The sequence below is a fragment of the Oceanicola sp. D3 genome (genome assembly GCF_006351965.1).
GTDB lineage: Bacteria > Pseudomonadota > Alphaproteobacteria > Rhodobacterales > Rhodobacteraceae > Vannielia.
This window is the reverse complement of record NZ_CP040932.1, coordinates 903,975-925,787: the sequence shown is the minus strand read 5'-3', so window position 1 is coordinate 925,787 and position 21,813 is coordinate 903,975. Positions and strand designations below refer to the sequence as shown.

General features: G+C 63.5%; 20 protein-coding genes. 6 read left to right on the top strand and 14 right to left on the bottom strand.

The annotated features are described in order from the left end of the window. Window positions 1-41: 41 nt before the first annotated feature. The 3 genes from FHY55_RS04830 to FHY55_RS04820 all read right to left on the bottom strand — a co-directional run bounded on the left by FHY55_RS04830 (window position 42) and on the right by FHY55_RS04820 (window position 3,354). Window positions 42-518, bottom strand: a complete 477-nt coding sequence (locus FHY55_RS04830) for a MarR family winged helix-turn-helix transcriptional regulator (RefSeq protein ID WP_254695418.1) — start codon at window positions 516-518, stop codon at window positions 42-44. Between the two features lie 68 nt (window positions 519-586). Continuing rightward, entirely contained in the window at window positions 587-2,287 is a 1,701-nt protein-coding gene (locus FHY55_RS04825; RefSeq protein WP_140013107.1) for an ABC transporter ATP-binding protein, read from the bottom strand. 191 nt (window positions 2,288-2,478) lie between these two features. Then, the gene (locus tag FHY55_RS04820; RefSeq protein ID WP_140013106.1) at window positions 2,479-3,354 is read right to left on the bottom strand and encodes a dioxygenase; all 876 of its coding nucleotides are present in this window, start codon (window positions 3,352-3,354) and stop codon (window positions 2,479-2,481) included. A gap of 162 nt (window positions 3,355-3,516) precedes the next feature. On the opposite strand from FHY55_RS04820, the gene FHY55_RS04815 reads away from it, so the two are divergent. Genes FHY55_RS04815 through FHY55_RS04805 form a run of 3 tightly spaced genes read left to right on the top strand, consistent with a single transcriptional unit; the run spans window position 3,517 to window position 5,560 of the window. Further along, window positions 3,517-3,897 (top strand): hypothetical protein, encoded by a 381-nt coding sequence (locus FHY55_RS04815; protein WP_140013105.1) that lies wholly within the window; start codon window positions 3,517-3,519, stop codon window positions 3,895-3,897. Further along, on the top strand, window positions 3,894-4,730 hold the full coding sequence (locus FHY55_RS04810) for an alpha/beta fold hydrolase (RefSeq protein ID WP_140013104.1): 837 nt from the start codon (window positions 3,894-3,896) through the stop codon (window positions 4,728-4,730). Before FHY55_RS04815 ends, FHY55_RS04810 begins: the two co-directional genes overlap by 4 nt. Then, complete coding sequence (locus FHY55_RS04805) at window positions 4,727-5,560, top strand: 3-keto-5-aminohexanoate cleavage protein (protein WP_140013103.1); 834 nt, start codon at window positions 4,727-4,729, stop codon at window positions 5,558-5,560. Before FHY55_RS04810 ends, FHY55_RS04805 begins: the two co-directional genes overlap by 4 nt. Window positions 5,561-5,629: 69 nt before the next feature. Here FHY55_RS04805 and FHY55_RS04800 read toward each other — a convergent pair whose 3' ends face one another. The 6 genes from FHY55_RS04800 to FHY55_RS04775 form a co-directional block, all read right to left on the bottom strand. Further along, window positions 5,630-7,519: a bifunctional sugar phosphate isomerase/epimerase/4-hydroxyphenylpyruvate dioxygenase family protein gene (locus tag FHY55_RS04800; protein WP_140013102.1), complete on the bottom strand. Its 1,890-nt coding sequence runs from the start codon at window positions 7,517-7,519 to the stop codon at window positions 5,630-5,632. Beyond that, window positions 7,516-8,367 carry a shikimate dehydrogenase gene (locus FHY55_RS04795; protein ID WP_140013101.1) on the bottom strand — a complete coding sequence of 284 codons (852 nt, stop codon included), beginning with the start codon at window positions 8,365-8,367 and terminating at the stop codon, window positions 7,516-7,518. Before FHY55_RS04795 ends, FHY55_RS04800 begins: the two co-directional genes overlap by 4 nt. After that, a complete protein-coding gene (locus tag FHY55_RS04790; protein ID WP_140013100.1) occupies window positions 8,364-9,878 on the bottom strand; it encodes a tripartite tricarboxylate transporter permease in 1,515 nt (504 codons plus the stop codon). The genes FHY55_RS04795 and FHY55_RS04790 overlap by 4 nt, the downstream gene beginning before the upstream one ends. Continuing rightward, entirely contained in the window at window positions 9,875-10,453 is a 579-nt protein-coding gene (locus FHY55_RS04785) for a tripartite tricarboxylate transporter TctB family protein (RefSeq protein ID WP_140013099.1), read from the bottom strand. Before FHY55_RS04785 ends, FHY55_RS04790 begins: the two co-directional genes overlap by 4 nt. 111 nt (window positions 10,454-10,564) lie before the next feature. After that, on the bottom strand, window positions 10,565-11,566 hold the full coding sequence (locus tag FHY55_RS04780) for a tripartite tricarboxylate transporter substrate binding protein (RefSeq protein WP_140013098.1): 1,002 nt from the start codon (window positions 11,564-11,566) through the stop codon (window positions 10,565-10,567). Between the two features lie 119 nt (window positions 11,567-11,685). Continuing rightward, entirely contained in the window at window positions 11,686-12,612 is a 927-nt protein-coding gene (locus FHY55_RS04775) for a LysR family transcriptional regulator (protein ID WP_140013097.1), read from the bottom strand. A gap of 222 nt (window positions 12,613-12,834) precedes the next feature. Between FHY55_RS04775 and bhcC the strand changes: the two genes are divergently transcribed. Further along, entirely contained in the window at window positions 12,835-14,001 is a 1,167-nt protein-coding gene (bhcC, locus tag FHY55_RS04770) for a 3-hydroxy-D-aspartate aldolase BhcC (RefSeq protein WP_140013096.1), read from the top strand. A 12-nt stretch (window positions 14,002-14,013) separates the two neighbouring features. Here the strand turns inward: bhcC and FHY55_RS04765 are convergent, their stop codons facing one another. Then, the gene (locus tag FHY55_RS04765) at window positions 14,014-14,499 is read right to left on the bottom strand and encodes an ureidoglycolate lyase (protein WP_140013095.1); all 486 of its coding nucleotides are present in this window, start codon (window positions 14,497-14,499) and stop codon (window positions 14,014-14,016) included. Between the two features lie 314 nt (window positions 14,500-14,813). Here FHY55_RS04765 and FHY55_RS04760 point away from each other — a divergent pair, with 314 nt between their 5' ends. After that, the gene (locus FHY55_RS04760) at window positions 14,814-16,049 is read left to right on the top strand and encodes a urate hydroxylase PuuD (protein ID WP_140013094.1); all 1,236 of its coding nucleotides are present in this window, start codon (window positions 14,814-14,816) and stop codon (window positions 16,047-16,049) included. A gap of 22 nt (window positions 16,050-16,071) precedes the next feature. Beyond that, on the top strand, window positions 16,072-16,902 hold the full coding sequence (locus tag FHY55_RS04755) for a phytanoyl-CoA dioxygenase family protein (protein ID WP_140013093.1): 831 nt from the start codon (window positions 16,072-16,074) through the stop codon (window positions 16,900-16,902). Between the two features lie 6 nt (window positions 16,903-16,908). Here the strand turns inward: FHY55_RS04755 and FHY55_RS04750 are convergent, their stop codons facing one another. The 4 genes from FHY55_RS04750 to FHY55_RS04735 all read right to left on the bottom strand — a co-directional run bounded on the left by FHY55_RS04750 (window position 16,909) and on the right by FHY55_RS04735 (window position 21,806). Continuing rightward, window positions 16,909-18,111 carry an aminopeptidase P family protein gene (locus tag FHY55_RS04750; protein WP_140013092.1) on the bottom strand — a complete coding sequence of 401 codons (1,203 nt, stop codon included), beginning with the start codon at window positions 18,109-18,111 and terminating at the stop codon, window positions 16,909-16,911. 184 nt (window positions 18,112-18,295) lie between these two features. After that, complete coding sequence (locus FHY55_RS04745) at window positions 18,296-19,918, bottom strand: GMC family oxidoreductase (RefSeq protein ID WP_140013091.1); 1,623 nt, start codon at window positions 19,916-19,918, stop codon at window positions 18,296-18,298. A 106-nt stretch (window positions 19,919-20,024) separates the two neighbouring features. After that, on the bottom strand, window positions 20,025-20,333 hold the full coding sequence (locus FHY55_RS04740; protein ID WP_140013090.1) for a hypothetical protein: 309 nt from the start codon (window positions 20,331-20,333) through the stop codon (window positions 20,025-20,027). Between the two features lie 135 nt (window positions 20,334-20,468). Continuing rightward, window positions 20,469-21,806, bottom strand: a complete 1,338-nt coding sequence (locus FHY55_RS04735; protein WP_168222931.1) for a dynamin family protein — start codon at window positions 21,804-21,806, stop codon at window positions 20,469-20,471. Window positions 21,807-21,813: the final 7 nt, after the last annotated feature.

Here is a 21,813-nt window from a genome sequence, read left to right as displayed (position 1 = left end):
CCGCAACCAAACGCCGCCGAGGCCCTGCATCGGCGGCGTCTTCAGTCGTAAAGACGGATGAGAAGCCGGGCCAGCGCATAGGTTTCATCAACCGAAAGGCGCCTGCCAACCTCTTCTGCGATAGCCGCGCGATAGACCTCCCAGATCTGCCCATGCCTGCCCTTGCCCGCGCTGGTGAGCCGCAGCACCTTTCCGCGGCCCGGCCCGGGGGCGGCAGCGCTGATGATCCAGCCCTCCTCCTCCAGCCGCGCGGCGTGGCGCGAGAGGGCATATTGCGGGCAGAACAGCTTGCGCTCCAGCGCGGCCATGGGCAGGCCATCCGGCCCCGCCCGCTCCAACTCCAGCAGGATCTCGTACCAAACAGGGTCGCCCACGCCGATCTCTCGCAGCGCCTTGGCAATGCGCCCCCCAGTGCTGCGGTGGATGCGCAGCAGGTTGAACCACACCCGGTTTGCCCCCATCGCCGGATCGGCGTCATCGGCAAAGGGTTCACTCGCTGTGCCGGGCTGGTCTTCCATCGGGTCCACTCGCTGATCTGGCCCTTTGATCTACCGCGCCCGGCCCCAGCAGGCCAGCGCGAAGCGGCTCAGCTGATCAGCGCATGATAGGCCGCCTGCCGCGCCACCAACGCATCATGCGAGCCCATTTCCACGATCCGGCCCTGGTCGAGCACAATGATCCTGTCGGCATCACGAACGGTATTGAGCCGGTGGGCGATGGTGAGCGTGGTGCGCCCTTCAGAGAGCCGGGAGAGGGCCGCCTGCACCTCGCGCTCAGTGCCCCTGTCGAGCGCCGATGTGGCTTCGTCCAGCAGCAGGATCGGCGGGTTCTTGAGGAAAACGCGGGCAATGGCCACCCTCTGGCGCTGACCACCAGAAAGCATAACACCGCGCTCGCCCACCACCGTATCAAGCCCGTCCGGCAACTCCCGCACCAGCTCCGCAAGCTGGGCGTTTTCCACCGCTGCCGCAATCGCGGCCTCATCGGCCTCAAGCGCCCCATAGGCGATGTTGTCGCGCAGCGTCCCGCCAAACAGAAACACATCCTGGCTCACCAGCCCAACCTGGCTGCGCAGCGAGGCCAGCGTCATATCGCGGATCGGCATGCCATCAATGCGGATCTCCCCCGCGCTCGGCTCGTAGAAACGAGGCACCAGCGCGGCCAGTGTCGTCTTGCCCGCGCCGGAATGGCCCACCAGCGCCACTTGCTCACCCGGGGCAATTTCAAGGCTGATGTCATGCAACACGCCGCGCACACCGTCATAGGCAAAGCTCACATGGTCAAAACTGATCGCGCCGCGCAGCACGGGGTCCTCCCGCGCGCCCTCGGCGTCGGTGATCTCGGGGGCGGTGTCCACCAGCTCAAGATAGCGACGAAACCCGGCAATGCCGCGCGGGTAAAGCTCCAGCACGGCGGCAATCTTTTCCAGCGGACGGAAGAACACACCAACCAGCAGCAGGAAGGCCACGTAGGAGCCGGTGCTGAGGCTGCCCTGAAACACGTAACCCGCGCCGACGACCATCACCACCACCTGCACCACCCGCAGGCCCATGTAATGCAGCGCCGAAACGCCTGCCATGATCCGATAGGCCTCCAGCTTGGTGGTGCGATAGCGGCTGTTATCCTCGCCAAAGAGCGCGCGCTCATGCGGCTCGTTGGTGAAGGCCTGCACCACGCGAATACCGCCGATGCTTTCCTCCAGCCGCACGTTGAAGGCGCCAACGCGGGCGTAAATCTCTTGCCAGGCCCGCGTCATCCGCCCGCCATAATGGGCCAGCAGCCAGGCCATGACCGGCACGATCACCAGCGTGATCAGGGCAAGCTGCGGGTGCAGCCAGAGCATGAGGGCGAAGGCCCCGATAAAGGTCATGATCGCGATAAACAGATCTTCCGGCCCGTGGTGCGCCACCTCGCCGATCTCTTCGAGGTCTCGGGTAACGCGGGCCACCAGCTTGCCGGTCTCCGCCCTGTCAAACCACGACCAGCTGAGCCGGGTGAGCCTGTCAAACGCGCGGGCACGCATCTCTGTCTCGATATTGATGCCCAGCATGTGGCCCCAATAGGTCACAATCGCCATGAGCGCGGTGTTTATGAGGTAAACCGCAACCAGCCCGGCAGCGGCCAGAACGGTCAGCGGCCAGTCGCCCTGCGGCAGCAACGTGTCGATAAAGCCCGCAATCGCGAGCGGAAAGGCAAGTTCCAGCAGGCCAGAGACCACGGCGCAGCCAAAGTCGAGCCAGAACAGCCGCATGTGCGGGCGATAATATTCAAAGAACTGTTGGATCATGAGGCGGTGATTTTTGACACCGTTCCCTCATAGGCCTCTCACAAAAGAAGTTCCAGAAACCGCAGGCTAAGAGCGTCAGATAGGCCAAGTTGCGCAAAACAGCGCTCGCGGCCTCCCGCCCGCAAAAAAGCCTCCGGGCGAACCCGGAGGCTTCAAGTCGTCAGCCCCGACATTGGGGCCAACAGGGAGTTTTACTCAGCCGCAATGCGCTCCCCCGCGCTTTCGCGGGCCAATACGAAATCGAACTCGATGTGCAGATCGGTCTCCAACTCGGGGGCCGCCTTGCGGAACTCGCCCACAAGGCTTTCCTTCACGGCAAAAACGCTGTCATTGTCGAGGTAGGGTGAGGCGCTGTCGTAGATCTGGCTGATCAGCGGGCGATAGCCCTCCTGCGAGATGATGAAGTGCATATGCCCGGGGCGCATCGGGTGGTGGCCCATGTAGCGCAGCAGCTCGCCGGCGGTTTCATTGTCGGGGATCGGGTAATCCACCGGGCGCAGGGCACGGAAGGCATAGTGCCCGTTTTCGTCCGTCTCAAAGCGGCCCCGCAGGTTATAGTCGGGCTGGTCCGGGTCGTGGTTTTCGTAAAGGCCGTTGGGCGCATCTTCCCACACGTCGATCGTCGCACCAGCCAACGGCGTGCCATCCGCATCGCGGATATACCCCTCAAAATACACGGTTTCCTGCCCCGGGTAGTCCTTCAACACCGTTGAGGCACCCTTTGGCAAAACCGGCGGGTTCTCACGGTAGAACGGGCCAAGCACCGTGGATTCGCTTTCGGTGCCGCTGACCGGGTTGGAAAGCATGTCCACCAGCACCTCAACGCCAAGGATGTCTCCCAACAAGATAAACTCCTGCCGCCCGCCGTCGCAAACCGCCCCGGCACGGGCAAGATATTGGCACGCTTCGATAAACTCGCCGTGCTGGAGTTTCACCTCTTTGCAAAAGCCATGCAGATGCTTGATCAGCGAGGTCATGATCTCGCGTTGACGCGCGTCGATCTCGCCGTTCTCTCCCAATGCGGCCGTGACCACTTCGGTGATGTTGTCGATAGTAACCTTTGACATCTGCGGCTCCTCCTCCGGCTCGTCTGTCGTCGCGGCGATCCTCTACTGATCATGGCCGCCAACCAATATTCTGACGGGTATCGAGCAATACCGTGCGCGTCATTGTATGTCGCGCCCCACTCGAAGAGCTTGGCGCTCGATTTACAGGAGGGAAGTACGACAATGCACCGGATGGTGGAGTTGATACAGTCAGGGCTGGCCGAGCGGCCTGACCTGAAGCGCATAGGGCGTCTGTTCTCAGAAACGGTGCTGCTGAAGATTGATGCCGAGGAGTATTATCTTGTCTTCGACAAGGGCACTCTCGCGCAGGTCGTGCCCGGCCCCTCCAAGAAGATCCCCTATCAAGTCGGGCTGATCACCGACGCCGAAGCGATGGGGCGCTTCTGGCAGGCGCTGCCGCAGCCGGGCTTTCATGACCTGTTCGGACTGGTCAAGATCGGGCGAGCCGAGATTGTCGGCGATATCCTCGTGCTGGTCAAAAACCTGCGCTTCCTCAAGGAAGTGCTCGCCCTGCCCCGCGGCCAGATGGAGAGCACAGCATGAGCATCGAGCCAATCACCGGACGCTATGCCAATGTCGACATCGCCGGACGCGCCTACCGCATCTACTTCGAAGAGGCCGGTCAGGGCCGCCCGGTCCTTTGCCTGCACACCGCCGGGGCGCACACCGGCCAGTGGCGCCACCTGATGAACGACGCCAAGGTGACAGGGGCCAATCGGCTCATTGCCTTCGACATGCCTTGGCACGGCAAATCCCTGCCACCCGAAGGGTTCCAGACCGAAGAATACCTGCTGACCACGCAAGCCTATATCGACACTGTCCTGGCGATGGTCGACGCGCTCGGGCTGGAGAGGCCCATCCTCGCCGGGTGCTCTATGGGAGGCCGTATCGCCCTGCAACTCGCGGCGCTGCACCCGGATCGGTTCTCGGGCTTTATCGCCATCGAGGCCTCCGATTTTCAGGCCGCATGGTATGATATCGACTGGTTCGACCGCCCTGATGCCCATGGCGGCGAGATGGGCGCCGCTCTGGTCTCCACAAACATCTCGCCCCACGCACCGCCCGCCGATCGCTGGGCGACCCTGTGGATGTTCATGGCCAGCGGCCCCGGCGTGTTTCGGGGGGATTTGAGCTTTTACACGCAGGACGACAGCCTGATCGCACGTCTCGGCCAGATCGACACGAGCCAAACGCCTGTGCACTTCCTCGTTGGCGCCTATGACCTGACCTGCACGCCAGAAGACGCAAAGCGCACCGCAGATGCCATCCCCGGCGCGACCCTCTCGGTGATGGAAGAGCTTGGCCACTTCCCGATGAGCGAGCACCCCGCAGGCTTCCGCCCGTTCTTTCTTGACGCACTGGAGCGGATGCCATGACCACTCCGGCCATCATCTGCGTCGCCATCACCGGCTCCGTGCCCACCAAGGCCGATAACTCGGCGGTGCCAATCACCGTCGCCGAGCAAATCGAAAGCACCCACGCCGCCTTCGAGGCCGGGGCCAGTATCGCTCATTGCCACGTGCGCGATGACGAGGGCCGCCCAACCTCGGACCCGGATCGTTTTGCTCAACTGAAGGCCGGGATCGAGGCCCACTGCCCCGGTATGATCGTGCAGCTTTCCACCGGCGGGCGCTCCGGCGCGGGCAAGGCACGCGGCGGGATGTTGCCGTTGCGGCCCGACATGGCCTCGCTCTCGGTCGGCTCCAACAACTTTCCCACCCGCGTCTACGACAACCCGCCGGATCTCGTGGACTGGCTCGCAAGCGAGATGAAGGCGTACAGCGTGGTGCCCGAGATCGAGGCCTTCGATCTCTCGCACATTTACCAAGCCCAAAAGCTCCGCGACCAGGGCCTGCTGCCCGAAACGCCCTACATCCAGTTCGTCATGGGCGTCAAAAACGCCATGCCCGCCGACCGCCGTGTGTTCGACTTCTATGTCGAAACCGTCAGGGCGCTCTTTGGCCCCGAGGCCCAATGGTGCGCCGCCGGGATTGGCCGCCATCAGAGTGAGTTGAACCACTGGGCCGCCGAGGCCGGGGGCCATCTGCGCACCGGGCTGGAGGATAATATCCGGCTCGACCGGAACACCCTCGCGCCTTCCAATGCCGCCCTCGTCGCAAGGGCCGCCGAAATTGCGCAAAGCCACGGGCGCCATGTGGCGTCCCCCGGCGAGGCGAGGCGCCTGCTAGGTCTCGCGCCTCACTGAGCAACAGGTTGGGCCGCCGGCCTGCGCGCGTATGGAGGCGCGCAGGCGGCCATGGCAGCGGGCCCGCGCCTATCGCTTGGGCATGCCCTTGGGCCGCGCGAGGCGCTTTTGAGCGGCAATCCGGAAGGGCGCGTTGGGCGCCCCATAGCCATCATACCCGCTCACCCGCTGCACCACCTCAAAGAACAACCCGCCAGAGAACGGGCGGCTGTAAAACTGGTAGAACGCGCCCGCGCTGTCTTCATCATAGAGGATGTTCAACTCGGTGAGCTGCGCCAGCACCTCGGGGCTCAGCGAAAAGCGGGCCTGCAAATCGCTGTAATAGTTCCCCGGCATGGGCAGCGGCTCAAAGCCAAGCGCCGCCATGGCGCGGGCGGTGGCAAAGATGTCCTGCGAGGCAAAGGCCACGTGCTGCACCGCACCGCCGAAGCTCTCGGCCAGAAAGCTGCCTGCCAGCGTGCGGTGGGTTTCGGCTCCGTTGAGGGTAATCCGAAAGGCAGAATCCGGCGTGCTGATCGCCTGACTGCGCACAAGGCCATCCGGGTCGATCACATCAACCATAGGCGCACGGCCCATCTCGAAGATCGATGTATAAAACAGCGACCAGCTCAGCATCTCGTCGTAGTTCATGGTTTCGGCCACATGGTCGATCCGGCTCAGCCCCGCATCGGCCTTCGGCGCGCCCTCCACGGGCTGAAACTCGACATTCCAAACATCGGAGAGGCCGCTTGCCTCGTCGATAAAGTGCATCACGCTACCGCCAACGCTGCGGATCGCCGGGATCTTCATTTCACCCGGCCCAAGCGGCTGCTGAAACGGCGCAGAACCCAGCGCAACCGCCCGCCGCTCAGTATCGGCACCGCTCGCAACTGACAGGCCGAGATCGCAGATCGTAGTGCCATGAGCCATGTATGCAGATTGCGCAAAGCCGGTGTCTTCGGTGTTCACCACAATCCGGATATCGCCCTGCTGCCAGAGCGCAACGCTCTTGGACAAATGGGTGCCGACATGGGAAAACCCCATTGTTTTCAGGAAGGTCTCCAGCGCGGCGGCCTCATCGCCACGGGTGGCAAACTCGATGAAAGACACACCCTCAACAGCCACGCGCGGCGGCAAATCGGGCAGGTCAATGCGGATATCGGGCTCCAGCCTGCGCACGTCATCCATCAGCGCAACAAGCGAGCGGTGGCCATCAAGCGCAAGCCCCGCAGGCTTGCCGCCGCGAAACTGGTCATTGAAGATTTCAAGGCTGATCGGGCCACAATAGCCAGTGGCCGCAACCGCACGCATGAACTCCGTCACCGCCAGATCGCCCTCGCCCGGCATGTTCCGGAAATGGCGCGACCAATACAGCAGATCCATCTCGATCAGCGGCGCGTCGGCCAACTGGACAAAGAAGATCTTGTCGCTCGGAATGCGGCGTATGGTGTCCGGGTCGATCTTTCGGGCGAGGGTATGAAAGCTGTCGAGGATCAGGCCGATGTTCGGGTGATCGGCGCGACGCACGATCTCCCACGCATCGCGATGATCGTTCACATGGCGGCCCCAAGCCAGCGCCTCATAGCCCACGCGCACCCCATGCTCGGCGGCAATGTCACCCAGCTCGTGGAAGTCAGCGGCAGCGCGATCCACCCCGCCCAGCGCGTCGGGATGCAGCGAGGAGCAGAACAGGATCAGATCGGTGCCCAACTCCTGCATCACATCAAACTTGTGCTTGGCCCGGTCAAACGCACGTGTTCGCGCCTCGCCGGTGAGGCCCTCGAAGTCTCGGAAGGGCTGAAACAGCGTAATCTCCAGCCCGTGGTCACGGATCATCTCGCCGATCTCGCGTGGGGTGCCGGTGTCTGCGATGAAGTCCTGTTCGAAAATCTCGATACCGTCGAAGCCCGCCTTGGCGATGGCCTCCAGCTTTTCGCGCAGGTTGCCCGATATCGAGACGGTGGCGATGGAGGTTTTCATGCCGGTTCTCCCTGTTTGGCAAGCTCTGCCCGCAGCCGGGCCTCATCCAGCGGAAGGCCCGAGAAATGGGCCCAAGCGTGAACGCCCTGATAGAAAAACAGCTCGTACCCCGAGATCAGGGTGGCACCTGCCGCGCCAGCGTCTTGCAGAAACTCGGTGTTCACCGGGGTGTAAACAGCGTCAAACGCCCACGCCGCACCCTGCATCGCCCCGGCAGGAAGCGGCGTGCCAGCGTAGCCGATCATGCCCACGGGCGTGCCATTGAGCAGCCCATCGGCGCCATCGGCTGCGGTGGCCGCATCCGCAAACACCTCAATGGCAGGGGCCGCGCCGAGGCCGCCAAGCTCTTCGGCCAACGCCTCGGCCTTGGCGGGGTTCTGGTCAACCAACCGGATCGCCTTTGCCCCAAGCGCCACAAGGCCAAAGGCAAGAGCCCGACCCACGCCGCCAGTGCCAATGAGGCAGGCGGTGCCAACGGCCGCATCACCGCGCAGGGCACGATAGGCCGCGATGAAGCCGGTGTAATCTGTATTGTGTCCCTTCGGCCCGCCCTCTGCAAAGAGCACCGTGTTAACGGCGCCTATGGCCCGCACAAGCGGGTCGTCGATGGCCACCATCCGGGCCGCCCGCTCCTTGTAGGGGTAGGTCACGTTGATGCCGCGATACCCCCGGCTCTTGCAGGCCTCAAAAAGCGGCTCGAAGTCTTCGCCAAGCTCCTTGGGCACCAGCCTGTCATATTGCACCGACACCCCATTCTGTGCCCCCGCCATGCGGTGCAGCACGGGCGCGCGGGAACCCGCGATATTGTCTCCGATCAGCCCGAGTTTCAGTTCCGCGTCGCGGGTCATGCACGCCCACCTTTCTTGCCAAAAACACGCGTCTTCGCCGCGGCCCAAACCGGCGTTTGCGACACGAAAATGAGGATGACGGAGACCAGCAGAACAATTGACAGCGGGCTAGAGAAGATACCGCCAAAGAACCGGCCCAGATCTTCCTGCTCCGAGATGATCGCCCTGCGCCAGTTGTCATCAAGCAGCCGCGACAGGATCACGCCAAGGATCACCGGCCCCAGCGGGTAGCCGTAGTGGCGCATGAAATAGCCGAAAACGCCAAAGCCCAGCATCCAGTAGACATCGGTGATCGAGTTGTTCACCGCATAAGCGCCGACGATCGAAAGCAGCATGATCAGCGGCACCAGCACGCTGCGCGGCATCTCGACGATCTTGGTGAAGAGCCGAATGCCGGTGAGCCCGAAGAGCAGCATGAAGAAATTCGCCGTCAGGAGGCAGCCAACGATAAACCAGAACATATCGGGCTGGTCGATCATCAGCATCGGGCCCGGGTTGAGCCCATGGATGAACAGCGCGCCAATCATGATCGCCGTCACCGCATCGCCGGGGATGCCAAGGGTCATCATTGGAATGAAGGCCCCGCCCACAGCCGCGTTGTTGGCGGTTTCGGGGGCCACAAGTCCCTCCATCGCGCCATCGCCAAATGGCCGCTCTGGCGCTTTGGTAACGCGCTTGGCGTGGTCATAGGCCATGAGCGCGGCAATATCGCCGCCAGTCCCGGGCAGCGCACCGATCACCACGCCGATGGTGGAGGTCTGCAGGCTCAGCGGCAGGTGCTTCTTCACCGTCGCCAGCGAGGGCACGATGCGGGTGATCTTCTGGCGCACAGCGTCCTTGTCAACGTGGTGGAGCTGCAGCAGCGCTTCAGACACGCCGAACATGCCGATCATCACCGCGATGAAGGAAATACCCCCCTCCAGCAGCTGAAACTCGAAGGTGAAGCGCTCCGCGAAGGTCAGCGGATCGCGCCCCACTGCGCCAAGGGCAATCCCAAGCGCCCCGGCAAAGATGCCCTTCACAAGGCTGCCCTGGCTCAGCGAGCCGACCAGCAGGATGCCGAGCACCGCCAGCAGCATGTAGTCGCGCGGCTGAAAGCGCAGCGCGAAGTCCGAAACCAGAGGCGCAGCCAGAGCCAACACACCGATGCCGACGAAACCACCGATGAAGCTCATCACCGTGGTCACGCCAATCGCCGTGCCCGCCTCTCCCCGCTTGGCCATCGGATAGCCGTCAAGCGCGGTAGCAATGGCCGAGGGGGCGCCGGGAATGTTGAGCAGGATCGCCGTGCGCGAGCCGCCATAAACCCCGCCCATGTAGATGCCGATCATCAGCGAAATCGCCGGGTACACATCCCACGAGAAGGTAAAGGAGATCAGGATAGAAACGGCCATGGTGACAGACAGGCCGGGAATTGCGCCAACGTAGACACCCGCAAAGGTGCCCAACCCGACCAGCAGCAAAAGCTGCGGCTGGGTGAAAACGGTCAGAAAATCCATCAGCGTGGTCATCCTGCGCCTCCCGCGCTGACGAGGCCCCGGAAGAACTGGATCATCTCGGATTCAGGCACGATGCCTGCAGGCATGAGCACGCTGAAAACGATGCGGAAGATCAGCCAGATCACGATGAGGCTGCCAAGGGCAACCACCAGCGTCCAAAGCCACCCGCGCCGCGCGAGGATCTTGATGGCCGCGAGGAGGAACAACGCCGATGTGGGCAAAAACCCGAGAGGGCGCAGTAGCACGCCATAGGCCACCAGGAACAGCGCGAAGACGAGAACGACCGGCGGCAGGATGTCTTTTGCCAGTGTTTCGGCCCGGTCGAGCGGCAGCCGCGCTGTCTGAACCAGCACAATGGCCGCCGAGACGACCATGGCAAAGGTGGTCGCCATTGGGATGGACCGGGGAGACGAAAGGCCATTGGGGCCAAAGGGGTTTTCGATCCCATAGGCGCTCCAGAGCAAACCAAGGCTGGCCGCCAGCAAAACGGCGGCAAAGAGCAGCTCTCCGGGGCGGCGTTTTCCACGCTCGCCACCGGGTGTGGCGTCGGAGGTGCCGTCATGATGGTCGGGGTCGATGTGCTCCATGGTGTCCTCCCTTGGGCCCGAAAGAATGGGGCACCGCACTTCGCGCAGAAATGCGGTGCCCGGCAACTTGGCGCTGGCTATCCGTCATCCGGAGCGCCACGCCTTGAGCAGTTACTCTCCGGGGCGCGCGATCCCGAACTCCTCGGGGGAGGTCTTTGTCAGCCCGGCATCCTGCAAAAGCCACGCGGTGCCCTGCTGCCACTTGGAGAGGAAGGCGTTTGCCTCTTCGCCCGAGATCCCCATCAGCGTGAAGCCGCGATCTTCCATCAGCTTCACGAAGTCGGGGTGCTGGGCGCCAGTCGCATAGGCGTCCGACAGTTTTGCCACCACGTCATCGGGCGTTCCGTTGGGCACGAAGACACCAAAGAACGGGCCCCAAGGCAGGTAGGTGCTATAGGCCTCGTCGAACGAGGTCACGTGGGGCACATCGGGCAGTTGCTCGTTCGCCTCCACGTCAAAGATTGCGAGCGGCTTCATGTTTCCTGCGCGGATGGCTTCGATGGCGGCACCAAGCACGGCGGGCATAACGTCAATCGCGCCACCCTGCAGGCCGGTCAGGGCCGGGCCGTCACCATCATAGGGCACAGCCGTCACATCGAGCCCGCCTTCAACCGAAGAGATCATCGCGGTGACCACCGAAGGCAAGCCACCGGGGCCCGTGGAGCCAAACTTAACCTCGCCGGGGTTCTCTTTGATGTAGGCCATCATCTCGGCGTAATCGTTGAACGGCGCATCGGGGTTGGCCACAAGCATCGGGGTGCCACGGGCGAGGATCGAGATCGGGATAAACTCGTTATAATCCTTATCGCCCAGCCCCATGATCTTGTAGAGCATCGGGTTTTCGGCGCCCATCAGCACGGTGTAGCCATCGGCGGCAGAGCCTGCCACGTGGTTCAGCGCGATAGCGCCCACGGCTCCGGTCATGTTCTGCATAACCACAGTGCCGCCAAGCGCCTCTTCGGCATGGGGCGTGACCGAGCGCATCACAGTGTCGGTAGAGCCGCCGGCTCCCCACTGGATGATGCCCTGAATCTCTTTTTCGGGGTATTCCGCAACAGCCGCCGTTGCCGTCAAAACAAGGGCGCTCAACGCGCCGCCAATGATGTGCTTCATTCTCTTCCTCCCAAGTGTGTCAGTCCTGCGCCGGTTTTACGGGCTATGGATGCAGGGCACTCTGCCGTGCATTTCTTCTTAACGTCAAATACCCATTTGGCGCACTTGTTAACATCACGTTATTTTCGTGCCCGATACCAGGGCCCATCTTCCACCGCCCGTCCAAGCTCGCGCCGAAATTGGGCGATGGCATATTCGGCATAGCCCGAGAGCACCCGGCCCTTCTTGCGCGAAACATAGCTCTTGATCCGCACATCCTCCACCAAAGGGCGGCGCTCCAGCCCCGGCATATAGACCTCCGCCACCGAAAACTCGTCGATCACCGCCACGCCAAGCCCGTGGCGCACCAAGCTTACCACGGTCTGCGCAAAACGCCCCCGCATGGCAAAATTCACCTCCAGCCCCGCCATAGCGAAGGGCTCGGCCAGCAGCGCGCCGTAAGGGTCGGACGGGTCAACACCGATCAACTCTTCCTTGGCGAGGTCAGCAACCGATACCTGCTTCTGCCGCGTCAGCGGGTGCCCCTCAGGCAGCACCGCCACCAACCGCCCTTCGGCGATTTCCTCATTCTCGATAGCGGCATTCTCGACGGCAGAACTCATGATGACAAACTCGCCGCGTTCCAGCAGGAGGTATTCAACCGTTTCCTCGATCTTCAGCACGTTCAGATCGACAAAGAGGTCATCATAGCGGCTGCGCACCTGCCGCAGTGCGCGGGCGGCGATGAACTGGGCGATTGAGGGCGCGGTGGCGAAAGAAAGGCGCACAGCCTCACCCTTCTGCAGCGAGCCGAGGGCAAGCTGCAGGTTTTCGACCCCGCGATATACCTCCCGCACCTGGTCGAAAACGCGACTGGCCTCGACCGAAGGGGTGAACAGGCCCGCCTTCCGCTCGAACAGCCGAATGCCAAGGGACTCTTCGGTATGTTTCACAAGGCGGCTGATGCCCGGCGCTGAAACGTTGAGCATCTCCGCCGCGCCACTGATCGTGCCGGTCATCATCACCGCCCGGATCACCTCAATCTGTCTCAGCGTCATTTCCGACATGCCATGCCCTCCCCCGGCCCAGAGTTAACCTGAGGTTACTCAAGCCTAAAGACAAGCATCTGAAGTTACGCCACGCTCACCAACCACCCAGATGGCAACCGATGGCAGGGAGCCGCAGCCTCGGCACATCGCAGGCGGGAACAACTTGCACAGCGCCGCGACCAGAGCCGCTGGGTCTTTCCACGGCATTGCCCTATCTACCCGGCAAAGGGAGTAAGGCGCATGATCCGACAACAGCACGATTTCACCGATCTGGAAGTGGGCTTTGACGTCCCCGCCCGGCCCGGCATGGATGCCGCCGACATCCAGACCCCGGCACTGGTGCTCGACCTCAATGCGCTGGAGCGCAACATCGCCAAGATGGGCGCCTACGCCCGTGCCCACGGCATGCGCCACCGCGTCCACGGCAAGATGCACAAATCGGTTGATGTGGCCAAGCTCCAGCAAAAGCTGGGCGGCGCCGTGGGCGTGTGTTGCCAAAAGGTGAGCGAGGCCGAGGTCTTTGCACGCGGTGGCATTCGCGACCTGCTGGTGAGCAATCAGGTCCGCGACCCGCTCAAGCTCAAAAGGCTCGCCCGCCTGCCCATGCTTGGCGCTGAGGTCACTGTCTGCGTGGATGATGTGGCCAACGTGGCCGAGCTATCCGCCGCTGCGCAGGCCGCTGGCACCGAGCTTGGGGTTCTGGTGGAGATCGACTGCGGCGCAGGCCGGTGCGGGGTGACAAGCGCCTCTGCGGTGGTGGAAATTGCACAGGCGGTCATTGAGGCCGCCGGGCTAAGGTTTTGCGGGCTTCAGGCCTATCAGGGTGCGATGCAACACCACATCCGCTACGAGGACCGCAAGGCCAAGGCCGATGTCGCCATCGCCATGGTCAAAGAAACGCTCGCCGCGCTGAGGGCCGAAGCGATCAGCTGCGCGGTGGTGTCAGGCGGCGGCACCGGCTCTTACCCGTTCGAGAGCACATCAGGCGTTTACAATGAGCTGCAATGCGGCTCCTACGCCTTCATGGATGCCGACTATGGCCGAATTCTGCAGGAAGATGGCGCACGGATCGACCGGGGCGAGTGGGAGAATGCGCTGTTCCTCCTCACGCAGGTGATGAGCCACGTTCAGCCTGACAAGGCGATTTGCGACGCCGGGCTGAAGGTGCAATCGCTCGACAGCGGGCTGCCGGATGTCTTCGGGCGTGAGGATGTCACCTATACCGCCTGCTCCGACGAGCATGGCGAGCTTGCCGATCCGGGCGGCACCCTCAAACCGGGCGACAAGCTGCGGCTGGTGCCCGGCCACTGTGACCCAACCGTCAACCTGCATGATTGGTATGTCGGCGTGCGCAACGGCAAGGTCGAATGCCTCTGGCCCGTCAGCGCCCGTGGCAAGGCGTTCTGAAGGCCGCCCGGTTCACCCAACAACCTCGTAGGGCTCTGCAAACCAGTATTCCTCAAGGTTTTCACCCGGCCCGATCCTGTCGACCACGGCAAAAAGGCCGGGCGCCGAGAGCGGGGTGAGAACGCCGTGCCACGTACCCCTGTGGTAGTTAACCCCCTGCCCCGGCGCGGTTTGAAAGGCCACCGGCCGCCCCGGCCTGCCCCCCTCATCGGGAGCGACGATCACAAGAAAGGGCGCGTGGCTCATCGGCAAAAAGGCCTGGCTCCCCTCCGGGTGGCGCTCCACCATCTCCAGCGCCATGGGCAGGCTGCGCGGCTGCGCATCAAACAGGCTGATACCCGCGCGGCCATCGGCAAAGTCCAGCTGCGCCCTGTCATGGTAGCGCCCGCAGAGGCCCTGATTGATGATCTTGTCAGCGGGGCCCGTGGCCTCAAGCACATCGCCAAAGGGCGCAAAGGCCTCGGCGGTGAGCGGGGCGATGGGCACGGCGCGGCTCACGCCCCCGCCCTCGCCCAGAGCACGGCCCGCTGCCAGACACCCTCGTGTTTGTCATCTGAGGTGCGCATACATGTGCCTTTCCTTCGCCTCCGCCCATTTATGAGCCCGCCAATCGAACCCCTTTTCGCCCCGTGACGAAAGGGGCGATTTGCCCGCCACGCCCCCGGCTTGCGGCACAGCTGCCAAACAGCGCATATTTTGCAAGCAGGGCGATAAACCGGCCAACCCTTCGCACCTCGGCAACAGCCGGTCATGGCAGAGCGTCGCGTCTCGGACTAGCCTGTGCAGGAATCAGAATTTTGAGGGCGCAGGGCATGTATGATCTGGCAGCGATCTGGGACTGGGTGGGCTTTGCGGTGCGCTGGCTGCACGTCATCACCGCAATGGCCTGGATCGGCGCGTCATTCTACTTCATCGCGCTCGACCTGATGCTCAAGCCCGCCAAGGGCATGCCGGAAGGCGCCTATGGCGAAGAATGGGAGGTCCACGGCGGCGGCTTCTACCACACCACCAAATATCTCGTCGCGCCCGCGCGGATGCCCGAGCACCTGACCTGGCACAAGTGGCAAAGCTATTCCACATGGCTCTCCGGGGCGGCGCTGCTGATGATCATCTATTGGGTCGGCGGCGAGATATTCCTGCTCGACCCGACCAAGGCAGATCTGGCGCTCTGGCAGGGCATCGTGATTTCCGGCGGCTCGCTCACCATTGGCTGGCTCGCCTATGACTTCATGTGCAAATCCAAACTCAGCGAGCAGCCAACGCTGCTGATGTTGCTGCTCTTTGCCATTCTGGTGGCAATGTCATGGGGCTATAACCAGATCTTCACCGGGCGGGCGGCCCTGCTGCACCTCGGGGCCTTCACCGCCACGATCATGACGGCAAACGTGTTCTTCCAGATCATGCCGAACCAGCGCATCGTGGTGGAAGACCTCAAGGCAGGCCGCACGCCAGATGCCAAGTACGGCAAGATCGCCAAGGTCCGCTCGACCCACAACAACTACCTGACGCTGCCGGTCGTCTTTTTAATGCTGTCCAACCATTACCCGCTGGCCTTTGCCACCGAGTACAGCTGGATCATCGCCAGCCTGATCTTCCTGACCGGCGTCACCATCCGGCACTACTTCAACACCATGCACGCCACCGGCAAGGGCCCGCATTGGACATGGGCGGTGACGGTGCTGTTGATGGTGCTCATCGCATGGCTCTCTGTCGCACCGATGCAAGACAGCCTTGAGGAGGCCGAGGCGCGCGCGCTCACGCCGCACGAGCAGAAGTTTGCCTCTGCCGAGGGGTTCGAAGAGGCCTATAGCGTGGTGCTCGGCAATTGCTCCATGTGCCACGCCCGCGAGCCCTTCTTCAGCGACACCATGCTTTGGCCCCCCAAGGGCGTGGTGCTGGAAACCGAATCCGATGTGGCGCGCAATGCCCGGCAGATCTTTCTCCATGCCGGGGCAAGCCACGCCATGCCGCCTCCCAATGCGGTTTCAACCATGACGCCAGAGAACCGCGCCGCTATCGTGGCGTGGTATCGCGGCGCAACGCGCTGAGCGCCACAAGGAGGAGGCCCCCGTGCATCCGCTTCTGACCGCCGAAACCATCGAAAGCTACCAGCGTGACGGCGCGGTGCTGATCCCCGGGCTGTTTCGTGCACAGGTAGACATGTTGCGCGCCGGTGTGGCCCGAAACATGGAAGAGCCCGGCCCCTATGCCGCAGAAAACCTCAAATCCGGCGAGCGCGGGCGCTTCTTTGACGATTACTGCAACTGGACCCGCATCCCCGAGTTCGCAGAGGCCATCGCCGCCGCGCCGGTGGCCGAGGTGGCCGCCGGGCTGATGGGTTCACGCCGAGTGCAAATGTTTCATGACCATGTGTTGGTGAAGGAGCCAGAAACCTCCAAGCCCACGCCGTGGCATCAGGACGGCCCCTATTACTTTGTCGAGGGCCAGCAAACCGTCAGCTTCTGGGTGCCGCTGGACCCGGTCGGCGACGCCACCCTGCGCTGCGTGGCCGGTTCGCACCGCTGGAAAAAGCCAGTGCTGCCAACGCGCTGGCTGGCGGAAACCAGCTTCTATCCCAACGAGGCAGATTACATGCCGGTGCCGGACCCTGACGCAGAGGGCATGGACGTTTGCGAATGGCAGATGCAGCCGGGCGATGCGGTGGCCTTCAATTTCATGACCCTGCATGGCGCCCGCGGCAACGAAGCCCGCACCCGTCGCCGCGCCTTCTCGCTGCGGCTGGTGGGCGATGATGCCCGCTACGTGGAGCGCCCGGGCCCCACCTCGCCGCCCTTTCCCGGCCACGGAATGCAGCCCGGCCAGCAGCTGCGGGAAGACTGGTTTCCGGTGTTGCTGGAGCGGGAGCCCAAAAGTGCCCCCGCCCCCGCCGATCAGGGCTGACGCCCGTTACCCCACCACGTTGAACTCCGGCCCATAGGGATAGCCGGTGATGTTCTCGTTTCCGCCATCGGTGATGATAAGAATGTCATGCTCCCGGTAGCCCCCCGCGCCGGGCTGGCCCTCGGGAATGGTCAGCATCGGCTCCATCGAGATCACCATGCCGGGCTCCAGCACCGTGTCGATATCCTCCCGCAGCTCCAGCCCCGCCTCACGCCCGTAGTAATGCGACAGCACGCCAAAGCTGTGCCCATAGCCGAAGGTCCGATATTGCAGCAGGTCGCGCTCGGCGAGGAAGGCATTGATTTGACGGGTGATCTCAGAGCATCGCGCGCCCGGCTTCAGCAGCGACATACCGTATTCATGCGCCGCCACATTGGCCTCCCAAACCGCCCGAGAGGCATCATCCACCTCGCCAACAAACATCGTGCGCTCCAGCGCGGTGTAATAGCCGGAGATCATCGGAAAGGTGTTGAGGCTCAGGATATCGCCACGCTTGAGCCTGCGAGATGTCACCGGGTTGTGCGCCCCATCGGTGTTGATCCCCGACTGAAACCAGACCCATGTGTCGCGATACTCTGCCTCGGGGAAGCGCTTGGCGATTTCCAGCTCCATCGCGTCCCGCCCCGCCATCGCCACGTCGATCTCCCGGGTGCCTTCACGCACCGCCTCGCGGATGGCATAGCCCCCCACATCGGCCACCGCCGCGCCCTGCCGGATCAGTTCCAACTCGGCGGCAGATTTATGCATGCGCTGGCGCATGGTGGCCGGGGCAATATCGGTGGTGGAGGCAGGCTGAAGCAGGTCCAGCAAAAGGGCGTTCTGCGCCAGCGTCAGGTGATCGCCCTCATAGCCCAGCGCCCGCCCCTCGCCGGTGACAGAGCGGATCGCCCGCCAAAAGTTGTTCCGCGCCCAGTCGGTATAGGTGATGTTGTCGCCATGACAGCGCCGCCATGGCTGGCCCGCGTCAATCCCCGCGCTGATGGTCACGCTTTGCTCAGGGGTGACGACAAGCCCATAGGGCCGCCCGAAGCTGCAATAGAGAAAGCCGGAGTAATAGGCGATGTTGTGCATCGAGGTGAGCACGCAAGCCTCCACCCCGGCATCAGCCATGGCCGCGCGCAGGCCGGCGAGGCGCGCGTCATATTCGCTCGCGTCAAAGGGCAGCACGCGGTCGCCCTGATGAAATCGATAAAACTCGGGACGGTCCATTCGCAAAATCCTTCTCATGGTCGTGCCCATGGGAAGGTCTTCCCCCATCGCGGCGACGATAAAGCAAGATCCCGGCGTTCAGGATGGAGGATTGGGCGCGCTCTGCCGCGCTGGCGACGCCATCGCCTGCCCGTGGCGCAACGATGCCGCAGAACGGGCAGCGCGGCAAGCGCAGTTCGGCAAATCAGGCGGCGGGCTGGGCCAGCATCATCTCGGCGGCCTTCTCGGCAATCATCGTCACCGGCGCATGGGTGTTTCCCGAGGGGATGGTGGGCATGATCGAGGCATCGGCGATGCGCAGGTTCGCAAGGCCGTTGAGGCGCAGCGAGGGGTCAACCACCGCGCCCGGGTCACTGCCCATGCGAGCGGTGCCAACGGGGTGAAAGATGGTGGTGCCAAGATCTCCGGCAGCCTTCAACAGCTCGGCCTCACTCTGCACCTGCGGCCCCGGCTTGATCTCGCGCGGCTGCAACGCGCGCAGCCCTTCGGCGGCCATCAGCGCGCGGGCATGGCGCAGGCTGTCGGTGGCCACGATCTGATCTGCCCGGGCAGAAAGGTAGTTGGGCCGAATATCGGGCGCCTCATCGGCATTTGGCGCGGTGATGTGAATCGTCCCGCGGCTCTCGGGGCGCAAATTGCAGACCGAGACGGTCACGCCCGGCTCCCGGTCCAGCGGCTGGCCAAAGGCTTCCAGCGAGAGCGGCTGAACATGGTATTCGATATTGGCGCGCTCGAAGTCGGGCGCCGAGCGGGCGAAAATGCCAAGCTGGCTCGGCGCCATCGACATCGGCCCCCTGCGGCGCAAGGCATATTCCAGCGCCACCCGCGCCTTGCCAAAGAGCGTGGCCAGCCGGTCATTGAGGGTCAGCGCCCCGGTGATGCGAAAGACCGTGCGGATTTGCAGATGGTCTTGCAGGTTCTCACCCACGCCGGGGGCCTCCAGCGCCACGGGCAGGCCAAGAGATTGCAGCAGCGCGGGGTTGCCGATGCCGGAGAGCTCCAGCAGCTGCGGCGTGTTCACCGCACCCGCCGAAAGCACCACCTCGCCCCGGCAGCGGGCGCGTTTGAGCTGGCCATTCTGACGATAGATCACCGCCTCCGCGCGGCCATCGGCAAGCGACAGGCGCTGCGCATGAGCACCGGTTTCAACGCGCAGGTTGGCGCGGCCCCGGGCCGGTTTGAGAAAAGCCTTTCGCGCGTTCCACCGCAGCCCGCCGCGTTGGTTGACCGGAAAGTAGCCAACCCCCTCGTTGTCACCATCGTTGAAGTCGGTGCAGGCCGGGATGCCCATGCTCTGTGCCGCCTCGGCCACCGCATCAAGCACCGGCCAGTGCAGGCGCTGCTCTGCCACATCGAGCTCGCCGCCCTTGCCATGAGCTTCACTGGCCGGGCCATAGTGGTTTTCGGATTTGCGAAACAGCGGCAGCACGTCGTCCCAGCCCCAGCCGGTGCACCCCGCCTGCCGCCACTGGTCATAGTCCGCCGCCTGCCCGCGCATGTAGATCATGCCATTGATCGAGGAGCAGCCGCCAAGCAGCTTACCGCGCGGGTAAGCGAGGGAGCGCCCGTTCAGTCCGGGCTCCTCGGCGGTGCGATAGCACCAGTCAAGCCGGGGGTTTCCCATCGCGTAAAGGTAGCCAACCGGAATGTGCACCCAATGATGGTTATCATGCCCGCCCGCCTCCAGCAGGAGCACCTTGTTGGCGGGGTTCACGGAGAGACGGTTGGCCAGCACGCAGCCAGCGGAGCCCGCGCCAACAACGATGTAATCATATTCACCCGCGTCGGTAACTTGCGGCTCTGCCATGATGAACAATCCCCCCGGTCCCGCGCCGCTACCCTGTGGCGACGCGTCCAGCGTTTGTCACCTGTTCGGGGCAGAGAGGTCAATGCCGGGGCGGCGCAAGCGCCAGTCAGTCCACCTTGGCCGGGGTTTTGGGGGCGCTGGTTTCCTTGGGGGCCATCTGCTCTTCAAGCATGGTCATCCCCTTGGGCTTCTTCTCGCGGAACCGGATGATCTTCTTCAACTCCGGAAAATACGTCCAGTCCCATGAAGAATAGCTGCCGCCAACCACTTGGGTAACCTGGCGCATGGCAAAGCCAAACCGATCTTCGCAAACCACTTCCACCACGGTCCCGGCGCGAACGGGGCACCCTTTTCCATCATGCAGAATCCACGGGCCCCAGTGCTCGCCACCTTCCTGCTTCCATGAGGTTGCCATGCCTGTGCCCTTTTTCCGCCATGATTGAGTACCCATGACGATAGGCCACATGAGGCCGCAGGCAAGCCGGGATCGGGTGACAATCCGGGCGCAGAATGGAAACAATCGGGCAGCCGCCCCGCGGTGCAGGCGGGATCAGCCCTCTGATTTGAGCTTGCGGCAGACCCGCGAGAAGAAGGTCGAGGCAATGCCGTGGCTCATCACCGCGCCATCCGCCATGAGGTAGAGCAGCCCGATGCCCGGGATCTCCTCAAACAGAACACGGCGACCGGTGGTCGACAGGGTGAAGGCCGAAACCACACCCTCGCCGTCCATGATCTTCAGCGTGTCACCAAGGTTGGCCTGCAGCCCGGAGCAAAACAGCCCCAGTTCGCGCGCCTGATCCTCATCACCGAACGTCACCTCAATCGCCTCCGGCGCGTCCTGCGGGCGGAGCGCCAGAACCATGACGCCCTTCATCGCGGCGGCCATTTGTGCAAGGCCGGGGTTCTCTTCGGTCTCTGCCGCAACGGCTGCACGGGCGGCAGCGGTTTCGGGCGCGGTGGGCTTTGCCTTTTCAGCGGCGGCCGGCTGCTCTGTAGCGGCAGCACGATAGGAGCTGAAATCCACCACACGCGCGCGGGCACCGGCAGGCGCCTGGGCCGGCTCTTCCACCGCAGCCTGCGGCTCAGAAGCCTCCGGCGCAGCGTTCCCTTCCGGTTCAGCCACAACTGCCGCGCTCTCCGCCTCGGCGGTCTCTTCCGCTTCCACCTCAACAGGCGGCTCACGGCGCACGCGCTCGGCCAGCAGCTCGATGGCTTCCATCATCTCCGCGCCGCCCGTCTCGTCCCAGGCCTTGTCGCATTTGGCCGATTTGTCGAGCTTGCGGCGTGCGCCCTTGATGAAGACCCACTCCTGAAAGAAATGCTCGGTCTCGCGCACCATCCGCTCGCGCAGGCGGGTGCGATCCCGGTCGTTGCGCAGCTTGTCCCCACGGGTGACGGCAAGGATGGCGTGCTTGGGCCGGGCGCTGCCCAGTTGCTCAACAATCGTCTTTTCCGTCAGCCGCCAGGCCTGCGAGGCGATCGTAACCCAAACCATCACATCGGCAGAGCGGATCAGGGCAACCTGCTCCTCGGTCAGCTCTTCGGCCTTGGTCAGAGGCACTTCGACAATCTCAAGGCCAGACAGATGCGCATGGTCCGACCAAAGCCGCACTTCAGCCGCGTCATGGAATATCTTGGTGCCGCCGTTCAGCTCCGCCGAGCGCGCCTCACCGTCTTGGTCCACAGCCTCCACGCCGGTCTCGGCGCGGTGGCTCACGGTCACTACAGGGCGCACCGTTTGGCCGATGTTGTCAGGCAGCACGCGGGCGCGCAGCAGAGCATTCAACACCGTGGACTTGCCGGCACTCACCTCACCACAGACAACCACACGCACTGGCTTGCGTTCGGCGTCGGAGGCGTCTTCTACTTCGATATTCTGGACCAGCACCAATTAT

What these genes read in the sequence shown, in the direction of transcription:
- FHY55_RS04760 (WP_140013094.1), top strand. Translation starts at nt 14,814, where the DNA reads ATGTATGATCTGGCAGCGATCTGGGACTGGGTGGGCTTTGCGGTGCGC.
- FHY55_RS04745 (WP_140013091.1), bottom strand. Translation starts at nt 19,918, where the DNA reads ATGGCAGAGCCGCAAGTTACCGACGCGGGTGAATATGATTACATCGTT.
- FHY55_RS04830 (WP_254695418.1), bottom strand. Translation starts at nt 518, where the DNA reads ATGGAAGACCAGCCCGGCACAGCGAGTGAACCCTTTGCCGATGACGCC.
- FHY55_RS04780 (WP_140013098.1), bottom strand. Translation starts at nt 11,566, where the DNA reads ATGAAGCACATCATTGGCGGCGCGTTGAGCGCCCTTGTTTTGACGGCA.
- FHY55_RS04775 (WP_140013097.1), bottom strand. Translation starts at nt 12,612, where the DNA reads ATGTCGGAAATGACGCTGAGACAGATTGAGGTGATCCGGGCGGTGATG.
- FHY55_RS04815 (WP_140013105.1), top strand. Translation starts at nt 3,517, where the DNA reads ATGCACCGGATGGTGGAGTTGATACAGTCAGGGCTGGCCGAGCGGCCT.
- bhcC (WP_140013096.1), top strand. Translation starts at nt 12,835, where the DNA reads ATGATCCGACAACAGCACGATTTCACCGATCTGGAAGTGGGCTTTGAC.
- FHY55_RS04825 (WP_140013107.1), bottom strand. Translation starts at nt 2,287, where the DNA reads ATGATCCAACAGTTCTTTGAATATTATCGCCCGCACATGCGGCTGTTC.
- FHY55_RS04805 (WP_140013103.1), top strand. Translation starts at nt 4,727, where the DNA reads ATGACCACTCCGGCCATCATCTGCGTCGCCATCACCGGCTCCGTGCCC.
- FHY55_RS04785 (WP_140013099.1), bottom strand. Translation starts at nt 10,453, where the DNA reads ATGGAGCACATCGACCCCGACCATCATGACGGCACCTCCGACGCCACA.
- FHY55_RS04795 (WP_140013101.1), bottom strand. Translation starts at nt 8,367, where the DNA reads ATGACCCGCGACGCGGAACTGAAACTCGGGCTGATCGGAGACAATATC.
- FHY55_RS04810 (WP_140013104.1), top strand. Translation starts at nt 3,894, where the DNA reads ATGAGCATCGAGCCAATCACCGGACGCTATGCCAATGTCGACATCGCC.
- FHY55_RS04790 (WP_140013100.1), bottom strand. Translation starts at nt 9,878, where the DNA reads ATGACCACGCTGATGGATTTTCTGACCGTTTTCACCCAGCCGCAGCTT.
- FHY55_RS04820 (WP_140013106.1), bottom strand. Translation starts at nt 3,354, where the DNA reads ATGTCAAAGGTTACTATCGACAACATCACCGAAGTGGTCACGGCCGCA.
- FHY55_RS04750 (WP_140013092.1), bottom strand. Translation starts at nt 18,111, where the DNA reads ATGGACCGTCCCGAGTTTTATCGATTTCATCAGGGCGACCGCGTGCTG.
- FHY55_RS04800 (WP_140013102.1), bottom strand. Translation starts at nt 7,519, where the DNA reads ATGAAAACCTCCATCGCCACCGTCTCGATATCGGGCAACCTGCGCGAA.
- FHY55_RS04740 (WP_140013090.1), bottom strand. Translation starts at nt 20,333, where the DNA reads ATGGCAACCTCATGGAAGCAGGAAGGTGGCGAGCACTGGGGCCCGTGG.